Source organism: Bacillus sp. FSL R5-0560, assembly GCF_037966305.1.
Classification (GTDB): domain Bacteria; phylum Bacillota; class Bacilli; order Bacillales; family Bacillaceae; genus Bacillus; species Bacillus mojavensis.
Window position 1 is genome coordinate 3,424,810 of sequence record NZ_CP150195.1, and the last position, 14,691, is coordinate 3,439,500.

Sequence of the window (14,691 nt, forward strand, 5' to 3'; positions counted from 1 at the left end):
CCTTATGAAACTTCCTTTAATCTCTGCATGCCGGCAGGTGTCAGTTTTCGTTCAGTTACTGACAGCACATAATCAATGACAATCGCCAATATCGTGACAGGAACCGCTCCTCCGATGATATATTCCGGCTGATATAAATTCAGGCCGATGAAAATATAATCACCCAATCCGCCGCCGCCGATAAAGGATGCAAGCGTCGCCCATCCGATTAAATAAATCGTAGATGTTCTGATCCCCGCCATGATGACGGGCGCGGCAAGCGGCAGTTCTACGAGGCGAATCTGTTCAGCAGCCGTCATCCCGATGCCTTTTCCTGATTCAAGCAGATTTTTGTTAACGCCGCGAATCCCGGTATACGTGTTGCGCAGGATCGGCAAAACGGAATAGAAAAACAAGGCCGCAATAGCCGGGACTTTTCCGACTCCCAAGAGCGGGATAAAGAAAGCGAGGATTGCCAGACTAGGCAGCGTCTGAATGATATTTACAATACCGATAATGGTGCCGGCTCCTTTTTTCATTCTGGTCAGCACAACCCCAAGGGGCACAGCGGCAACAATGCCTAAAATGACGGCGATGAGAGAAATGGTGATATGCTCATATGTTTTGTAAAGCAGCTCGCCCCCGTTGGTTTGCAAAAATTCAATGATATGATTCACGTCTTACAACCTCCCTATGACAATATTGCGAGCTGTTTTTCTTCTCCCCAGATGGACTCATATACAATGTCAACCAGGCTCGCTCTCGTCACAATTCCTATTAAACAGCGGTCTTCATCTACAACCGGCACATACTTTACACCCCGTTTTAGAATTTTGTGTACTGTATCCCGCAGCAGTGTGCCCCCCAATACGGTGTAGATGTCTTGATGCAGGACCTCGCCTACCAGATTGGCTTTCTTCCGGCATTGATCAATGATTTCCACATCCACATAGCCTAGAAGAACATGGCTGTCATCAACAACCAGCAGCGAGTCGACACGCTCCTGCCTCATCAGCTGGATCGCTTCAGAGAGCGTTTTATCTGGCGTAATGGTCACCGGGTGTGTACTCATCATTTGATCAACCCGCTCAACATCAGGACTTGATGACTGAATCAGGCGCTCCTTGCCGATAAATTCCTCAACAAATTCGTTTGCCGGATTTCTCAGAATATCATCAGGCGCTCCGACCTGAACAATCTCTCCGCCTTTTAAAATGACAATCCGGTCTGCAAGCTTAATCGCTTCATCCATATCATGGGTAACAAATACGATGGTTTTATGTAAGGTTTTTTGCAGTTTTTTAAATTCTTCCTGAAGGGAATCCCGCGTAATCGGGTCAAGCGCCCCAAACGGTTCATCCATTAAGATAAGCGGCGGTTCCGCGGCAAGTGCCCGTAATACACCTATTCGCTGCTGCTGTCCCCCGCTTAATTCATGAGGATAACGGTCTAAATAGTCAGGTCCCATATCGACCAATTTTAAAAGCTCACGCGCACGTTCTTTCCGCTGCTGCTCCGGCCATTTCAGCAGCTTAGGCACAAGTGAAATGTTCTGCTGAATGGTCATATGGGGGAACAGACCGATCTGCTGAATGACATAGCCGATCTTACGCCTGAGTTCTACCGGGTTTTGTTCCATAATGTTCTCGCCGTCAATAAAAATCTGGCCGGCTGACGGCTCAATTAATCGATTAATCATTTTCATCGTTGTCGTTTTTCCGCAGCCGCTTGGACCGATAAAACAGATAAATTCACCTTTTTCAATCTCCAGATTCACGCTGTTCACAGCTTTTTTGCCGCCCTTATATGTTTTCGAGACATTTTGTAATGTCAGCAAACATCGCACCTCCAAAATTAAATTCATTCAATTTGTTCAATTCATATTTAATTTTTCAGACAATTGAATGCTTCTCATTATAGAATAAAGTTTATAAAATAAAAAGTTTACAATTTGTTCATATTATTTATAAAGTATGTGTAAGCCCTGATTTACCCGTATTGACCGGTAATGATCTCCTTATTGCTCCAATTTCCTGCCAAATTCTATGGTTACAGCATTTCCGCCGCATCAAAAATGTGGTATATTGACATCGGAATTGTTAGCTGAAAGGATTGAAACTGTTGGAGAAAGATCCGTTAACGATAATTGAACAGACTGAAGACCACCTCATAGAAAGAATCGCGGAAAACATGCAAGCATTTGGAATGCCCTCTACCGTTGGACGTGTGCTGGGCATTATTTATATGAATCGCAAGCCGATGACGCTGACGGAATTATCAGAAGCGACTGGCATGAGCAAAACGCGAATGAGCCAGGTCGTGCGGGACATGCTCGATGCCAACATCGCCGAGAAGGTGTTCGAAAAGGGCGTGCGAAAAGACTTATACGATGTTGAAGAGGATTACTACCAAACCTTTATCACACTGTTTACAGCCACTTGGAGCAAAGTCGTCAGCAAAAATAAAATGATGCATAAAAAACTCAACCGGGAGCTGCTCAGTATCTTGGATCAAGAGCTTTCTCCTGAAGCGGAAGAAAAGGTGAATGAGCTGTTGAAGGAATTAAAGGAATGGCTCGACTATTACAATTGGCTCGGCCGTCTGATTGAGTTTTTTGAGAGTGAAGAGATTTTTAAATATGTGCCGAAACCGTAAAAACGCCCTGTCATGAACAAGGCGTTTTTTTACTAAGCTGCACTGAGCAGTTTTTTCTTTTTTTTAATCGGGCTTAACACGCGTTCAAGCCAGCCCATGACCAAATCAGCTATCACCGCCATAAGGGCTGTCGGGATCGCACCAGCTAATATAATCGCGGTCCCGTTTGTTGCGTTTGATCCCCTGACGATAATGTCTCCGAGGCCTCCGGCGCCGACAAATGTCCCGATGGCTGTAATGCCGATGGCAATGACGAGCGCGGTGCGAAGGCCGGCCATAATGACAGAAAGCGCCAGCGGAAGCTCGACCATCCGCAGCACTTGAAACTTTGTCATGCCCATCGCTTTTCCGGATTCAAGATAGGCATGTTCAATGCTGACAATGCCTGTATACGTATTTCTGATGATCGGCAGCAGTGAATAAAGAAATAACGATAAAATGACCGAATTGGCGCCAAGCCCCATCACTAGCATCAGCACGGCCAGCATAGCAAGCGCCGGCACCGTCTGAATCACGTTCGTGACGGCGAAAACCCAGCCGCTTAATGTTCGATATCTGGCAATCAGGATGCCAAGCGGAATGCCGACGATGGCCGCAAACAAAACGCCGTACACCGACATCAGAAAATGGCGGTAAAACTCTTGCAGCACATAGCCGCCGTTTTGCGAATAGTAAGTGCCAAGCTGCTGTAATACTTCCATTTAATCTGCCTCTTTTCTTAGTCAAAATAATGATGTTTCTCTAAAAATTCCTTTGCCACAACAGACGGCTCCTTCAGCTTGCCGTCTACTTCGTAGTTGAGCTCCTGCATGGTTTCCGTATCAATCTTCCCGATCAGTTTATGAATAATGCCTTCAAGCTCAGGATGGTCTTTAAGCACCTTTTCCGGAATCACAGGTGAACAGTCATACGGCGGGAAAAACTGTTTGTCGTCTTTTAGGATTTTCAGATCATACGCCTTAATCCGGCCGTCTGTGGAATAAGCAAGAACGGCGTCCATTTTCCCGTTTTTGACTGCGTCATAGACAAGTCCGATTTGCATCGGATAGGTTGTTCCAAACTCAAATCCATACATGCTGACAAAGCCTTTATATCCGTCGCCCTTCCGTTTCAGCCAGGCATTGTCGACGCCCAGTTTATATTCAGAAGCGTTTTTCTTCAGGTCAGACACAGTGTTTACATGCTCCTTTTCCGCAAACTTTTTTGTTACGGTAAAGGCGTATGTGTTATCAAACCCGTAAGAATCAAACCACTTATATTTAAAACGTTTATCAAATTCTTTCTGCACGATATTTAACGCTTTTTCCGGATCCTTTTCAGCCTCCATTCCGAGGGTGCTCGTTAAATCGGTCCCTGAGTAGCGCGTGGCGGAGATGTCAATGTCACCGCCAAGCATCGCCTGGTGCTGAACATAGTTTGATCCGAGATTTTTGACTAACGCCGTATTTAAATCCGTATCATGTTCAATGAGCTGCGCAATCATATTCGCTAAGATTTCTGATTCTGTCATGCTTTGCGCTCCGACCTTGATCGTATCTTTGGAGGCGCCGCCAAGTCCCGGCAAAGAACAGCCGCTCAGCAGCATGACAAAGGCGAAAGCGAGCGCGCCGATCCATCTGATTTTTTTCGTTTTCAACACAGCCAACTCCTTAAGAAACTTCCTTCATTCCTTGCAATCCCTTCGGTGTCACTTTTCGTTCCGTCACGGCTAACAAGTAATCAATGATAATGGCTAAGATCGTTACCGGCACAGCACCGCCAATGATGTATTCAGGCTGATACAGGTTCAGTCCGATAAAAATGTAATCACCGAGACCGCCGCCGCCAATAAATGAGGCAAGGGTCGCCCAGCCGATTAAATAAATCGTTGATGTACGGATTCCCGCCATAATAATTGGGATCGCCAGCGGAATCTCGACGAGCCGAATCTGCTCCCAGACGGTCATTCCAATCCCTTTTCCTGACTCAAGCAGATTTTTGTTTACACCTTTAATGCCTGTATACGTATTGCGCAGAATCGGAAGCACCGAATAGAAAAATAAAGCGACGATCGCCGGCACTTTTCCCACACCGAGAAGCGGGATAAAAAACGCCAGAATCGCCAGACTTGGCAAGGTTTGCACAATATTGACGGCACCTATAACCGCGCCAGCGCCTTTTTTCATTCTGGTCAGCAGAACACCGAGCGGCACCGCAACGATAATGCCCAACACAACAGCAATGAGCGAAATGTATAAATGTTCTCCTGTTTTATACAGCAGCTCACCGCCGTTCGTCTGTAAAAAAGTCATCATTTGATTCATGTATAAGAGCTCCTCCCCTGATCAGATCGTCATTAGCTGGTTTTCCTCGCCCCATATGGAATCGTATACGATGTCCACAAGGCTTGCTCTTGTCACAATCCCTGCTAAATGGTGCTCTTCATCAACAACGGGAACATACTTTATTCCTTGCTTCAAGATTTTCCGGACGGTATCTCGGAGAAGGGCTCCTTTTTGCACGGTATACATATCTGATCGGTACACTTCACCAACAACGCTCGCTTTTTTGCGGTTTTGATCAATAATTTCAACATCTACGTATCCCTTCAGCACATTTTGCTCATCTACAACAAGCAGCGAGTCGACGCGTTTTTCTCTCATCAGCTGAATGGCCTGAGAAAGCGTTTTGTCCGCTGTGATCGTGACAGGCATCCTGTTCATCATCTGCTCAACCCGCTCAATTTCAGGTCTTGTCTGGATCAGGCGCTCTTTCCCGATAAATTCCTCTACAAATTCATTTGCCGGATTTCTGAGAATCTCATCAGGTGTGCCGACCTGAACGATTTCACCCGCTTTTAAGATCACAATCCGGTCAGCTAGCTTAATAGCTTCGTCCATGTCATGGGTCACAAACACAATGGTTTTGTTTAACGTTCTCTGCAGTTTTTTAAATTCTTCCTGAAGGGAATCCCGCGTGATCGGGTCAAGCGCTCCGAACGGTTCATCCATTAAAATGAGAGGGGGTTCCGCAGCCAGTGCGCGCAGCACGCCGATTCTCTGCTGCTGTCCGCCGCTGAGCTCGTGGGGATAACGGTCTAAATATTCAGGGCCCATATCAACAAGCTTTAACAGCTCGCTCGCCCGTTCTTTCCGTTTTTCTTCAGGCCATTTCAGAAGTTTCGGTACGAGTGAAATGTTCTGCTGAATAGTCATGTGGGGAAACAAACCAATCTGCTGAATCACATAGCCGATTTTTCTCCTCAGTTCAACCGGGTCCTGTTCCATTATGTTTTCTCCGTCGATAAAGATCTTTCCTGACGACGGTTCAATCAGTCGATTAATCATCTTCATCGTCGTCGTTTTTCCGCAGCCGCTCGGGCCGATAAAACAGATAAATTCACCCTTGGCAATATCTAAATCAATGCTGTTCACAGCTTTTTTGCCGCCTTTATATACTTTTGACACTTGTTCTAATTTCAGCAATCCGTGCACCTCCGCAGGTTTCCATTCATTTTTCTGAAAAGTATAATCTTTATTATAATTTGAACTTTATAAAATAAAAAGTTTACAATGTGTTGAAATTATATGTTATTTACAGATATTTATTGCTATGACTCAGGCAGAGAAGGTGTTCTTACAATTACGCCGGATACCTCTCGCTTCCTCCGCATACAGCTGTTTTCAACAACTGGCAGAAATATGATATATTGACACCATCAATTGCCATTTGAAGGGATGATCAGCTGTGGAAAAAACTGCTCTCGACATCATTGAACATGCTGAAGAGCATCTCATTGAGAAGATTGCCGAAAATATGCATACGTTTGGAATGCCTTCTACTGTCGGGCGTGTGCTCGGGATTATTTATATGAATCGAAAACCGATGACGTTAAGCGAGCTGTCAGAAGCAACAGGCATGAGCAAAACACGGATGAGCCAGGTCGTCCGTGAAATGATTGATGCCAACATTGCCGAAAAAGTGTTTGAAAAAGGCGTAAGAAAAGATCTTTACGACGTAGAGCAGGATTATTACCAAACCTTCATATCTTTATTTGCGGCGAATTGGACAAAGGTCGTGAGCAAAAACAAAGTGCTGTATAAAAAATTAAACCGGGAGCTGACAGATCTTTTACAAAGGGACGGGCTTACCCCCGAAGTGGAAGAGAAAGTCAATCAGCTGCTGAATGAATTAAGAGAATGGCTCCATTACTATGACTGGCTGAGCCGCTTAATTGAGTTTTTTGAGAGTGAGGAAGTATTTGAATACGTGCCGAAAACAGCTGAAAGCAGCTCCCTGAAGTAAGGGAGCTGCTTTTCTACATGATGAGATGAATAGTGGAAACATCATATATGAGAACATCATATACTTCCTCCATGTGACATTGGCCTTACCCAGAGGCTGATTCTTCGCAAACGTTTATAGCCGTTCGGAAACGCCACATGCTACAATAAAGTGACTATGTAAATAGGAAGGATGTATCTATATGTTCAAGAAAATTGCAGCAGATGCACTCGGATTATCAGATATCGGAAAAATTATCGAACCTCAGGATTATGACAAAACAGATGCTGATGACTATGTCATGCATGAAGACAACGAAAAAATTTATTTCCTGATTAAAACAAAAGCCGATGAATATTGCTTCACGAATCTGGCGCTGATCCATGTTGACGGCGAACGTGCCACTTCCTCTAAACGAACGCTGAAACGCTACCCTTATTCCCAATATAAAATCTCTGATGTTTTTCTGGAAACTGCCGGAAAAGTCGATTTGGATGTTGAAATCAAGTTCAAGCTGGGCTCTGAACAATTTGATATCGATGTGCATAAAGAGCAAATTGAAAAGCTAAAAGATTTGTATAAAGCCCTTCTCCGTATCTCTGAAACGATCTATGAAAATGACATTTTGATTAATCAGGCTGAACAAAGTCTGGAACGAGCAGTCACCATCCTTCAGCATACCCGCCCTGAGCACGTCAATATTGAAACACAATACAAAGAGCTGACCGAATTTGGATTTACATGGGTCACTTCCGTCCGCTCGCAGTACCATATTAAAGATTTCGGTGACGTATTTGAAAAATATATGAATAACTAGAAAAAAGACACGGGTTCGCATCTGGCAGCCCGTGTCTTTTTCTGATACATATCTTGGAGAAAGTTTTTGGATAGATATTGGTTACTTTTCTACTTTTTTCTTTTATAATGACCTTATTAGTCTATTTTCCCTATATTACATGTAAAAGGAGTCATCATATGTTTTGTCCTCAATGCGGCCATCAAGCAGATGGCGGAAAATTTTGTGAGAAATGCGGATCGCCTCTTCCACGCCAAGCGGGCGAAAATCAAGGAGCACAGGCGGGAGCTGAGGCTGCAAAACAAGCAGCAAAGCAGTTCGGTTCATTTGTCCTGGCTGTTCTGAAACGCCCTTATCAGGAGTGCAAAACAACAGGTGGAGAACAGCTGATCAGCGGAATCATTACAATGGTGCTTTTCAGTTTACTAACTCCGCTGATGTTTTATATTCTTTTTTCAAATGGTCCCGGCAGTGCGAGCTTTACAGAAATCTTTTTCAAGCCAACCATTTACTTTGCCCTTTATATTTTCGGGTTGCATGCATTGATCTTTTTTTCCTTAAAAATCGCGGGAAACCAAGTGTCATTTAAAGATTCACTATCAAGATTTGGTGCGTTTCTTATTCCGTTTACAGCTATTTTAATTCTTGCACTTCTATTGTTTTTATTACATACAGATCTTTGTTTCACTGTGTTAGCAATTGGTTTAATCGGCGCATTCTTTGCTATTCCCCCTGCGATGCTGAGCAGTTACCAGCATTCGTATAAAGGAAAGGCTGATATCATTTACTCAACCATTGTGATTTATCTGATCACGTGCGTTGCGTTTCGGTTCATCATCGAACATTATATCAAAGAGATTTTCCGTTATATCTTCTTTTAAAAAACAACCCCATCACCTGCTGGTGATGGGGGTTTGTTTTTATTGAATAGATGTTAAATAAATTCTTCCGTCTTTCACTACGCCGGTGTAGGTCCAGTTGTATGTTCTGCGCTTTGTACCGCCGCCTGATTTTGTAATATCAAATTCTTCATATGTTTTAATTGTGATAGTCGAGCCGCTTTGATTAAAGCTTTTTACCTCTACATCAATAAATACTTCAGTCGTCCCCTCGCTGTACAGCTTCTTAACCAATTTCTGCTGATCATTATATAATGAACTTCCTTTTTCCAGATTGCCTTCCATGACCGCAAACTCATTTAAATTCACTGCGGTTGATTGATTTGTCAGATAACTAACCATAAATGATGTCACTTGTTCATCCGTGACATCGCCGGTCGATGGGCTTACGCTTGCTTTCTTGCCTTTTGCGTCTGCCCAGGCTGACGTGTACGTCTCTGCATGATCATTTTTTATTTTCTTTATGTTTGTTCCGGCAGAATCAAAAGTTGATTCCGTATCTTCGAAAATCCACTTTTTCTGTTTTTTATCATATGAAAGCAGATATTCATAGCTCGGGCTTTCATCCGACATTTCAGGTTTCGTATAGTCATTATAATTAGCGGACTGGTGAAGTTCTTTTCCTTTTACCGTCGCCTGCCATGTACCGTCATTCTTCTGGGATAGAGCAAATGTATCCAAATCAAAGTCTGTTTCCAGGTATTTATCTTTTAAGTAAGAATCCGTGTTTTTCATCGAGTCCACGTTCTCTTTTACTTCGGCTTTCCAACTGGCACTTGCCTCTGTCATCTGAGCTGTATTTCCATCAGAAAGCGCTTTGGAATATTGCTTTGTCGTTTTGACAATCGTGTTCATGATTGTTTCTTGTGTGTCTTGGTCAGGAATTAACGTTAACTCCATTTCTTTGCTATCAATCGGCACGCCCGCTGTTTTTGTTTTTCCCCATGGAAACTCCGCTTCGACCGCAGCTGTCATTGATCCGTCTGTCAGAAGCGGGCCGTATGTGACAGATTTGAACGGATCTTTATGAATGGATGTACCGTTAATGAGCAACTCTCCCTTTCCATCCTTGATGTCATCCGCTAAGCTGAATGTTACATTGTCTGCTTCTAATGAGAGATCAACATGGAAGCTGTTGTCACCAACCGCCTGAATGTCTTCCTTTTTCACAAGATCGACTACATCGTTTTTCAGTTTGGCTGAGACTGTATAATCGCCGGGAATATACGGTCCGAGGGTTTGTGCTTGATCTGCTTTCTTTACAGATCCGGCTTCCTCTTTATTCACATAGAGATCCGTATGTTTATAATTGCTGGTTACTTCAAAATAAACAGGTGCTATTTTTAAATCATAATGGTCAAACACTAGCAAGCTTTTCCCATCTTTCTCCGCGTATACAATATCCTTTTGGACTGTTTCAGCACGCAGCGATGCAAAAAGCTCATCTTTTTTGTCAGGATGATCCTTCAAATATGTAAGAAACGGCTTTACATTATTTTTAGTCAGCTTAAGCTTATCATTTACCGGCGTAAGGAGAGACGCGATTTGGTCTTTATCTTCCTCATTTACAGCCTGTTCAAACTTGTCGACTAACCTATCCTTTGAAGTCAAGTACGCTCCGGTTTTATATGCGGCGAATAATATGACGCACGCTGCGGCAATGCTGCTCCATAACATGATGGTTTTCTTAGGGATTGGTTTTCGCGGTGCCTGCCTCGTTTCAGCAGTGCTTGCTGTTTCTTTATTTGCCTGTCTGTTGCTCCCTCCGATCGGGGTGCCGCACTCTTTACAAAACTTGGCCCCTTCATTATTTTTTTGACCACATTCCTTACAAAACATGTGACTTTCCTCCTATTTGTTATCCACTATTTTGTACATATTTCCTATGTTACATATTTTATAATAGAATGGTATGAAATTGGAGGAAATCACGAAAATATCTCTATAAACATGTGAAAAGGTGGAATGATGATGCAACAGCTCACCATTCAAAAAGCGACAAACTATGATCAAGCGCTGTATGAGCTTCTGCTGCTCGCCGATCCGTCAAAAGAAATTGTTGATGAATACATTGCCAGAGGAGAATGCTACACAGCTTATATATCGGGCGAATTAGCTGGTGTATACGTGATCATCACAACTAGACCGCAAACCGTAGAAATTGCTAACATCGCAGTAAAACAAACCATGCAACAACAAGGCATCGGCAAGCTTCTTATCCGCGACGCCATCGAACAAGCGAAACATATGGGAGCAAAGGTGATTGAGATTGGCACTGGAAATTCCAGCATCCATCAGCTTTCTCTTTATCAAAAATGCGGATTTCGCCTGCAAGCGATCGACCATGATTTTTTTATTAGACATTATGATGAGGAGATCTTTGAAAACGGCATTCAATGCCGTGATATGGTGAGGCTTTATTTGGATCTGTAAAAAGCACAAAAAAACCGCCGAGATTTCTCTCGGCGGTCATTTTATTACTTGTTTAAGTTGTAGAAAGAGTTAATACCGTGGTATTGAGCAGTTTCAGCCAACTGATCTTCGATGCGAAGAAGCTGGTTGTATTTCGCAACACGGTCCGTACGTGACGGAGCACCTGTTTTGATTTGTCCTGCGTTTGTTGCCACAGCGATGTCAGCGATTGTGCTGTCTTCTGTTTCACCAGAACGGTGAGAGATAACAGCAGTGTAGCCTGCGCGTTTCGCCATTTCGATTGCATCGAATGTTTCAGTCAATGTACCGATTTGGTTTACTTTGATCAGGATAGAGTTGCCTACGCCGTTTTTGATACCTTCAGCAAGTTTTTTCGTGTTTGTAACAAAGAGGTCATCACCAACAAGCTGAACTTTTTTGCCAAGACGCTCAGTAAGAAGCTTGTGGCCTTCCCAGTCGTTTTCGTCAAGTCCATCTTCGATAGAGATGATTGGGTATTTAGAAACCATTTCTTCGTACCAGTCAACCATTTCAGCAGACGTTTTCACAACGCCTTCGCCAGACAGATGGTATTTGCCGTCTTCTTTGTTGTAGAACTCAGAAGATGCAGCATCCATTGCAAGTTTTACTTCTTCGCCAGGTTTGAAGCCAGCTTTTTCGATTGCTTCAACGATTGTTTGAAGCGCTTCTTCGTTAGAACCAAGGTTTGGAGCGAATCCGCCTTCATCACCTACAGCTGTGTTCATTCCTTTAGCAGAAAGAACTGATTTCAGGCTGTGGAAGATTTGAGCGCCCATGCGAAGTGCTTCACGGAAGTTAGGAGCACCTACAGGCATGATCATGAATTCTTGAATGTCTACGTTGTTGTCAGCATGCTCTCCGCCGTTGACGATGTTCATCATCGGTACAGGAAGCGTTTTTGAGTTGAATCCTCCAAGGTATTGATAAAGAGGAATCTGTAAGAAATCAGCAGCAGCACGCGCACAAGCCATAGATACGCCAAGGATGGCGTTCGCACCAAGTTTGCCTTTGTTTTCAGTACCGTCAAGCTCGATTAAAAGCTGATCGATTGCGTTTTGTTCAGTTACATCAAAGCCAAGAAGCTCTGGAGCAATGATTTCGTTTACGTTGTTAACAGCTGTTAACACGCCTTTTCCAAGGTAACGGTCTTTGTCGCCGTCACGAAGCTCAACTGCTTCGTATTCACCTGTAGAAGCTCCGCTTGGCACCAAAGCGCGGCCGAATGCTCCTGTTTCTGTATATACTTCAACTTCAACTGTTGGGTTGCCGCGGGAGTCTAATACTTCGCGTGCATAAACATCAACAATGTATGGCATGAGTTTGTCTCTCCTTTGATTTTCAGCTTATTTTTGAATTAAAGATGTTCCAGTCATTTCTTTCGGTTTTTCAACACCGAGAAGGTCTAATAACGTTGGTGCAAGGTCGCCTAGGATTCCGCCTTCACGCAGCGTGATGCCTTCTTTCGTTACAATTACAGGGACTGGATTTGTTGTATGTGCAGTGTGCGGTTCGCCTGATTCTGTAATCAGAATATCAGCATTACCGTGATCAGCGGTAATGATGGCGTGTCCGCCTTTAGCGAGAATCGCGTCAACGACTTCGCCTAAGCATTCGTCCACTGCTTCAATTGCTTTAATTGTAGGTTCAACCATTCCGGAGTGGCCGACCATGTCTGGGTTTGCGAAGTTAAGGATAATCGCGTCATGCTTGTCAGCTTCGATTTCTTTGACAAGCGCGTCCTTCACTTCATACGCACTCATTTCAGGCTTCAAGTCGTATGTTGCGACTTTCGGCGAGTTGATAAGAATACGCTCTTCACCCGGGAATTCAGCTTCACGGCCGCCGCTCATAAAGAACGTGACATGCGGATACTTTTCAGTTTCTGCAATTCGAAGCTGTTTTAATCCTTGCTGAGATAATACTTCTCCGACTGTATTATCAAGATTTATCGGTTTAAACGCCACATAGCCGTCAACTGTTTCACTGAAGTGAGTCAGGCAGACGAAATGCAGGTTTTTCGGATAATTCTCGCCGCGGTCGAAATCGCGGAAGTCTTTGTTCGTGAACGTGTTAGAAATCTGGATGGCGCGGTCCGGTCTGAAATTATAGAAAATCACAGAATCGCCGTCTTGGATTTTCGCAACAGGCTCACCGTTTTCTTTTGTGATGACAGATGGAATAACGAATTCATCGTGAATTCCATTCGCATATGAATCATCAACAACATCCAATGCGCTGCGGTAAGTCGGGCCTTCGCCGTATGCCATTGCACGGTACGCTTTTTCTACACGGTCCCAGCGTTTATCGCGGTCCATTGAGTAGTAGCGTCCGGAAATGCTGGCGATTTCTCCGACACCGATCTCCTTGATTTGTTCGTTCAGCTGGTTGATGTACGTTTTCGCTGTTTGCGGTCCTACATCACGGCCGTCAAGGAAGCCATGGATATATACCTTTGTCAGCCCTTCTTTTTTCGCAAGCTTTAACAGCGCGAATAAATGATTGATATGGCTGTGCACACCGCCGTCTGATAAAAGACCGAACAGATGCAGGGCTTTGTTGTTTTCTTTCGCGTTGGTGATCGCGTCAAGGAATGTTTGATTGTGTTCGAACTCTCCCTCGCGAATGGCAACATTTACGCGTGTTAAGCTTTGATACACAATACGGCCCGCACCGATATTTAAGTGCCCTACTTCGGAGTTCCCCATCTGTCCGTCAGGAAGACCTACAGCCTCGCCTGAAGCAGTCAGTGTCTGATGAGGATACTGATTCCAATAGCGGTCAAAATTCGGTTTTTTCGCCAAAGCGACTGCGTTCCCTACTGTTTCGTTTCGTAATCCGAACCCATCAAGAATGATGAGTGCAGCTGGTTTTTTACTCATATTGACCTTCCTCCAATAATTGAACGAATGACTGTGGCTCAAGGCTCGCGCCGCCGACCAAAGCACCGTCAATATCGGACTCTGCCATATATTCTTTAATGTTTGCAGGCTTTACGCTTCCGCCATATTGAATGCGAAGCTTGTCTGCCGCTTCTTGGCCGAAGCTTTCAGCGACGGTTTTACGGATATGCGCACACACGTCGTTCGCATCTTTAGATGTAGAAGATTTGCCTGTTCCGATTGCCCAGATTGGCTCATAAGCAATAACAGAAGCTGCAACTTGTTCTTCAGAAAGACCCGCTAGGCCTTTTTTCACTTGGTCAGCCACAAGATCATTTGTTTTGCCGGCTTCACGCTCTTCAAGCGTTTCACCAACACAGATGATCGGCACAATACCGTGTTTGAAAGCAGCATGTGCTTTTTTATTAACTGTTTCATCAGTTTCAGCGAACATTTCACGGCGCTCAGAGTGGCCGATGACGCAGTAGTCAACGCCAAGGTCTTTCAAAGCAACCGGGCTGATTTCGCCTGTGAACGCGCCGCTTTCTTCAAAGTGCATGTTTTGAGCGCCGACTTTAAGGTCAGTGCCTTTCACAGCAGAAGTCAGCTTTTCTAAGAAAAGCGCTGGCGCGCAAACAACAGCTTCCGCTTTGTCTGCTGCTGGAATGGAAGATTTCACTTCTTCAACGAAGCTGACAGCCTCGCCGAGTGTTTTGTTCATTTTCCAGTTACCGGCTATAATTGGTTTTCTCATCTGTTCCACTTC

Annotated in this window: 15 protein-coding genes; 5 read left to right on the forward strand and 10 right to left on the reverse strand. The window is 44.2% G+C overall.

What is annotated here, in order from left to right; translation table 11 throughout:
* Nucleotides 1-2: 2 nt before the first annotated feature.
* Together opuBB and opuBA are read right to left on the reverse strand one after the other, a co-directional pair.
* Nucleotides 3-656: a choline ABC transporter permease OpuBB gene (opuBB, locus tag NST56_RS18040; RefSeq protein ID WP_286057957.1), complete on the reverse strand. Its 654-nt coding sequence runs from the start codon at nt 654-656 to the stop codon at nt 3-5.
* 14 nt (nt 657-670) lie between these two features.
* Nucleotides 671-1,816: a choline ABC transporter ATP-binding protein OpuBA gene (opuBA, locus tag NST56_RS18045; RefSeq protein WP_339178218.1), complete on the reverse strand. Its 1,146-nt coding sequence runs from the start codon at nt 1,814-1,816 to the stop codon at nt 671-673.
* Nucleotides 1,817-2,100: 284 nt separating this feature from the next.
* On the opposite strand from opuBA, the gene NST56_RS18050 reads away from it, so the two are divergent.
* Entirely contained in the window at nt 2,101-2,634 is a 534-nt protein-coding gene (locus tag NST56_RS18050; protein WP_268472131.1) for a GbsR/MarR family transcriptional regulator, read from the forward strand.
* A 32-nt stretch (nt 2,635-2,666) separates the two neighbouring features.
* On the opposite strand, the gene opuCD is transcribed toward NST56_RS18050, so the two are convergent.
* From opuCD to opuCA, 4 genes are all read right to left on the reverse strand, one after another.
* Nucleotides 2,667-3,335, reverse strand: a complete 669-nt coding sequence (opuCD, locus tag NST56_RS18055; RefSeq protein ID WP_339178222.1) for a glycine betaine/carnitine/choline/choline sulfate ABC transporter permease OpuCD — start codon at nt 3,333-3,335, stop codon at nt 2,667-2,669.
* Nucleotides 3,336-3,352: 17 nt separating this feature from the next.
* Nucleotides 3,353-4,219: an osmoprotectant ABC transporter substrate-binding lipoprotein OpuCC gene (gene opuCC, locus NST56_RS18060; protein WP_286059821.1), complete on the reverse strand. Its 867-nt coding sequence runs from the start codon at nt 4,217-4,219 to the stop codon at nt 3,353-3,355.
* A 64-nt stretch (nt 4,220-4,283) separates the two neighbouring features.
* Entirely contained in the window at nt 4,284-4,937 is a 654-nt protein-coding gene (gene opuCB / locus NST56_RS18065) for a glycine betaine/carnitine/choline/choline sulfate ABC transporter permease OpuCB (RefSeq protein ID WP_229149234.1), read from the reverse strand.
* 21 nt (nt 4,938-4,958) lie between these two features.
* Nucleotides 4,959-6,098, reverse strand: a complete 1,140-nt coding sequence (gene opuCA / locus NST56_RS18070) for an osmoprotectant ABC transporter ATP-binding protein OpuCA (protein ID WP_339178227.1) — start codon at nt 6,096-6,098, stop codon at nt 4,959-4,961.
* Nucleotides 6,099-6,360: 262 nt separating this feature from the next.
* Here opuCA and opcR point away from each other — a divergent pair, with 262 nt between their 5' ends.
* The 3 genes from opcR (at nt 6,361) to NST56_RS18085 (ending at nt 8,574) form a co-directional block, all read left to right on the forward strand.
* A complete protein-coding gene (opcR, locus tag NST56_RS18075) occupies nt 6,361-6,918 on the forward strand; it encodes an opuC operon transcriptional regulator OpcR (protein ID WP_339178230.1) in 558 nt (185 codons plus the stop codon).
* A gap of 181 nt (nt 6,919-7,099) precedes the next feature.
* Nucleotides 7,100-7,714 carry a PH domain-containing protein gene (locus NST56_RS18080; RefSeq protein ID WP_024122878.1) on the forward strand — a complete coding sequence of 205 codons (615 nt, stop codon included), beginning with the start codon at nt 7,100-7,102 and terminating at the stop codon, nt 7,712-7,714.
* Between the two features lie 158 nt (nt 7,715-7,872).
* Complete coding sequence (locus tag NST56_RS18085) at nt 7,873-8,574, forward strand: zinc ribbon domain-containing protein (RefSeq protein WP_339178233.1); 702 nt, start codon at nt 7,873-7,875, stop codon at nt 8,572-8,574.
* A gap of 39 nt (nt 8,575-8,613) precedes the next feature.
* Here the strand turns inward: NST56_RS18085 and NST56_RS18090 are convergent, their stop codons facing one another.
* The gene (locus tag NST56_RS18090) at nt 8,614-10,431 is read right to left on the reverse strand and encodes a zinc ribbon domain-containing protein (RefSeq protein WP_339178235.1); all 1,818 of its coding nucleotides are present in this window, start codon (nt 10,429-10,431) and stop codon (nt 8,614-8,616) included.
* A gap of 132 nt (nt 10,432-10,563) precedes the next feature.
* Between NST56_RS18090 and NST56_RS18095 the strand changes: the two genes are divergently transcribed.
* Nucleotides 10,564-11,025 (forward strand): GNAT family N-acetyltransferase, encoded by a 462-nt coding sequence (locus tag NST56_RS18095; protein WP_339182285.1) that lies wholly within the window; start codon nt 10,564-10,566, stop codon nt 11,023-11,025.
* A gap of 44 nt (nt 11,026-11,069) precedes the next feature.
* On the opposite strand, the gene eno is transcribed toward NST56_RS18095, so the two are convergent.
* Genes eno through tpiA form a run of 3 tightly spaced genes read right to left on the reverse strand, consistent with a single transcriptional unit; the run spans nt 11,070 to nt 14,679 of the window.
* Nucleotides 11,070-12,362, reverse strand: coding sequence for a phosphopyruvate hydratase (gene eno, locus NST56_RS18100; protein ID WP_003151625.1), 1,293 nt, complete (start codon nt 12,360-12,362; stop codon nt 11,070-11,072).
* Between the two features lie 27 nt (nt 12,363-12,389).
* Entirely contained in the window at nt 12,390-13,925 is a 1,536-nt protein-coding gene (gene gpmI / locus NST56_RS18105) for a 2,3-bisphosphoglycerate-independent phosphoglycerate mutase (protein ID WP_339178239.1), read from the reverse strand.
* Complete coding sequence (gene tpiA, locus NST56_RS18110) at nt 13,918-14,679, reverse strand: triose-phosphate isomerase (RefSeq protein ID WP_010331914.1); 762 nt, start codon at nt 14,677-14,679, stop codon at nt 13,918-13,920. Before tpiA ends, gpmI begins: the two co-directional genes overlap by 8 nt.
* Nucleotides 14,680-14,691 lie beyond the last annotated feature (12 nt).

Coding starts and splice junctions, on each gene's coding strand:
- gpmI (WP_339178239.1), bottom strand. CDS start 13,925: ATGAGTAAAAAACCAGCTGCACTCATCATTCTTGATGGGTTCGGATTA.
- NST56_RS18085 (WP_339178233.1), top strand. CDS start 7,873: ATGTTTTGTCCTCAATGCGGCCATCAAGCAGATGGCGGAAAATTTTGT.
- NST56_RS18080 (WP_024122878.1), top strand. CDS start 7,100: ATGTTCAAGAAAATTGCAGCAGATGCACTCGGATTATCAGATATCGGA.
- opuCD (WP_339178222.1), bottom strand. CDS start 3,335: ATGGAAGTATTACAGCAGCTTGGCACTTACTATTCGCAAAACGGCGGC.
- opuCC (WP_286059821.1), bottom strand. CDS start 4,219: ATGCTGCTGAGCGGCTGTTCTTTGCCGGGACTTGGCGGCGCCTCCAAA.
- NST56_RS18090 (WP_339178235.1), bottom strand. CDS start 10,431: ATGTTTTGTAAGGAATGTGGTCAAAAAAATAATGAAGGGGCCAAGTTT.
- tpiA (WP_010331914.1), bottom strand. CDS start 14,679: ATGAGAAAACCAATTATAGCCGGTAACTGGAAAATGAACAAAACACTC.
- NST56_RS18095 (WP_339182285.1), top strand. CDS start 10,564: ATGCAACAGCTCACCATTCAAAAAGCGACAAACTATGATCAAGCGCTG.
- opuCB (WP_229149234.1), bottom strand. CDS start 4,937: ATGAATCAAATGATGACTTTTTTACAGACGAACGGCGGTGAGCTGCTG.
- eno (WP_003151625.1), bottom strand. CDS start 12,362: ATGCCATACATTGTTGATGTTTATGCACGCGAAGTATTAGACTCCCGC.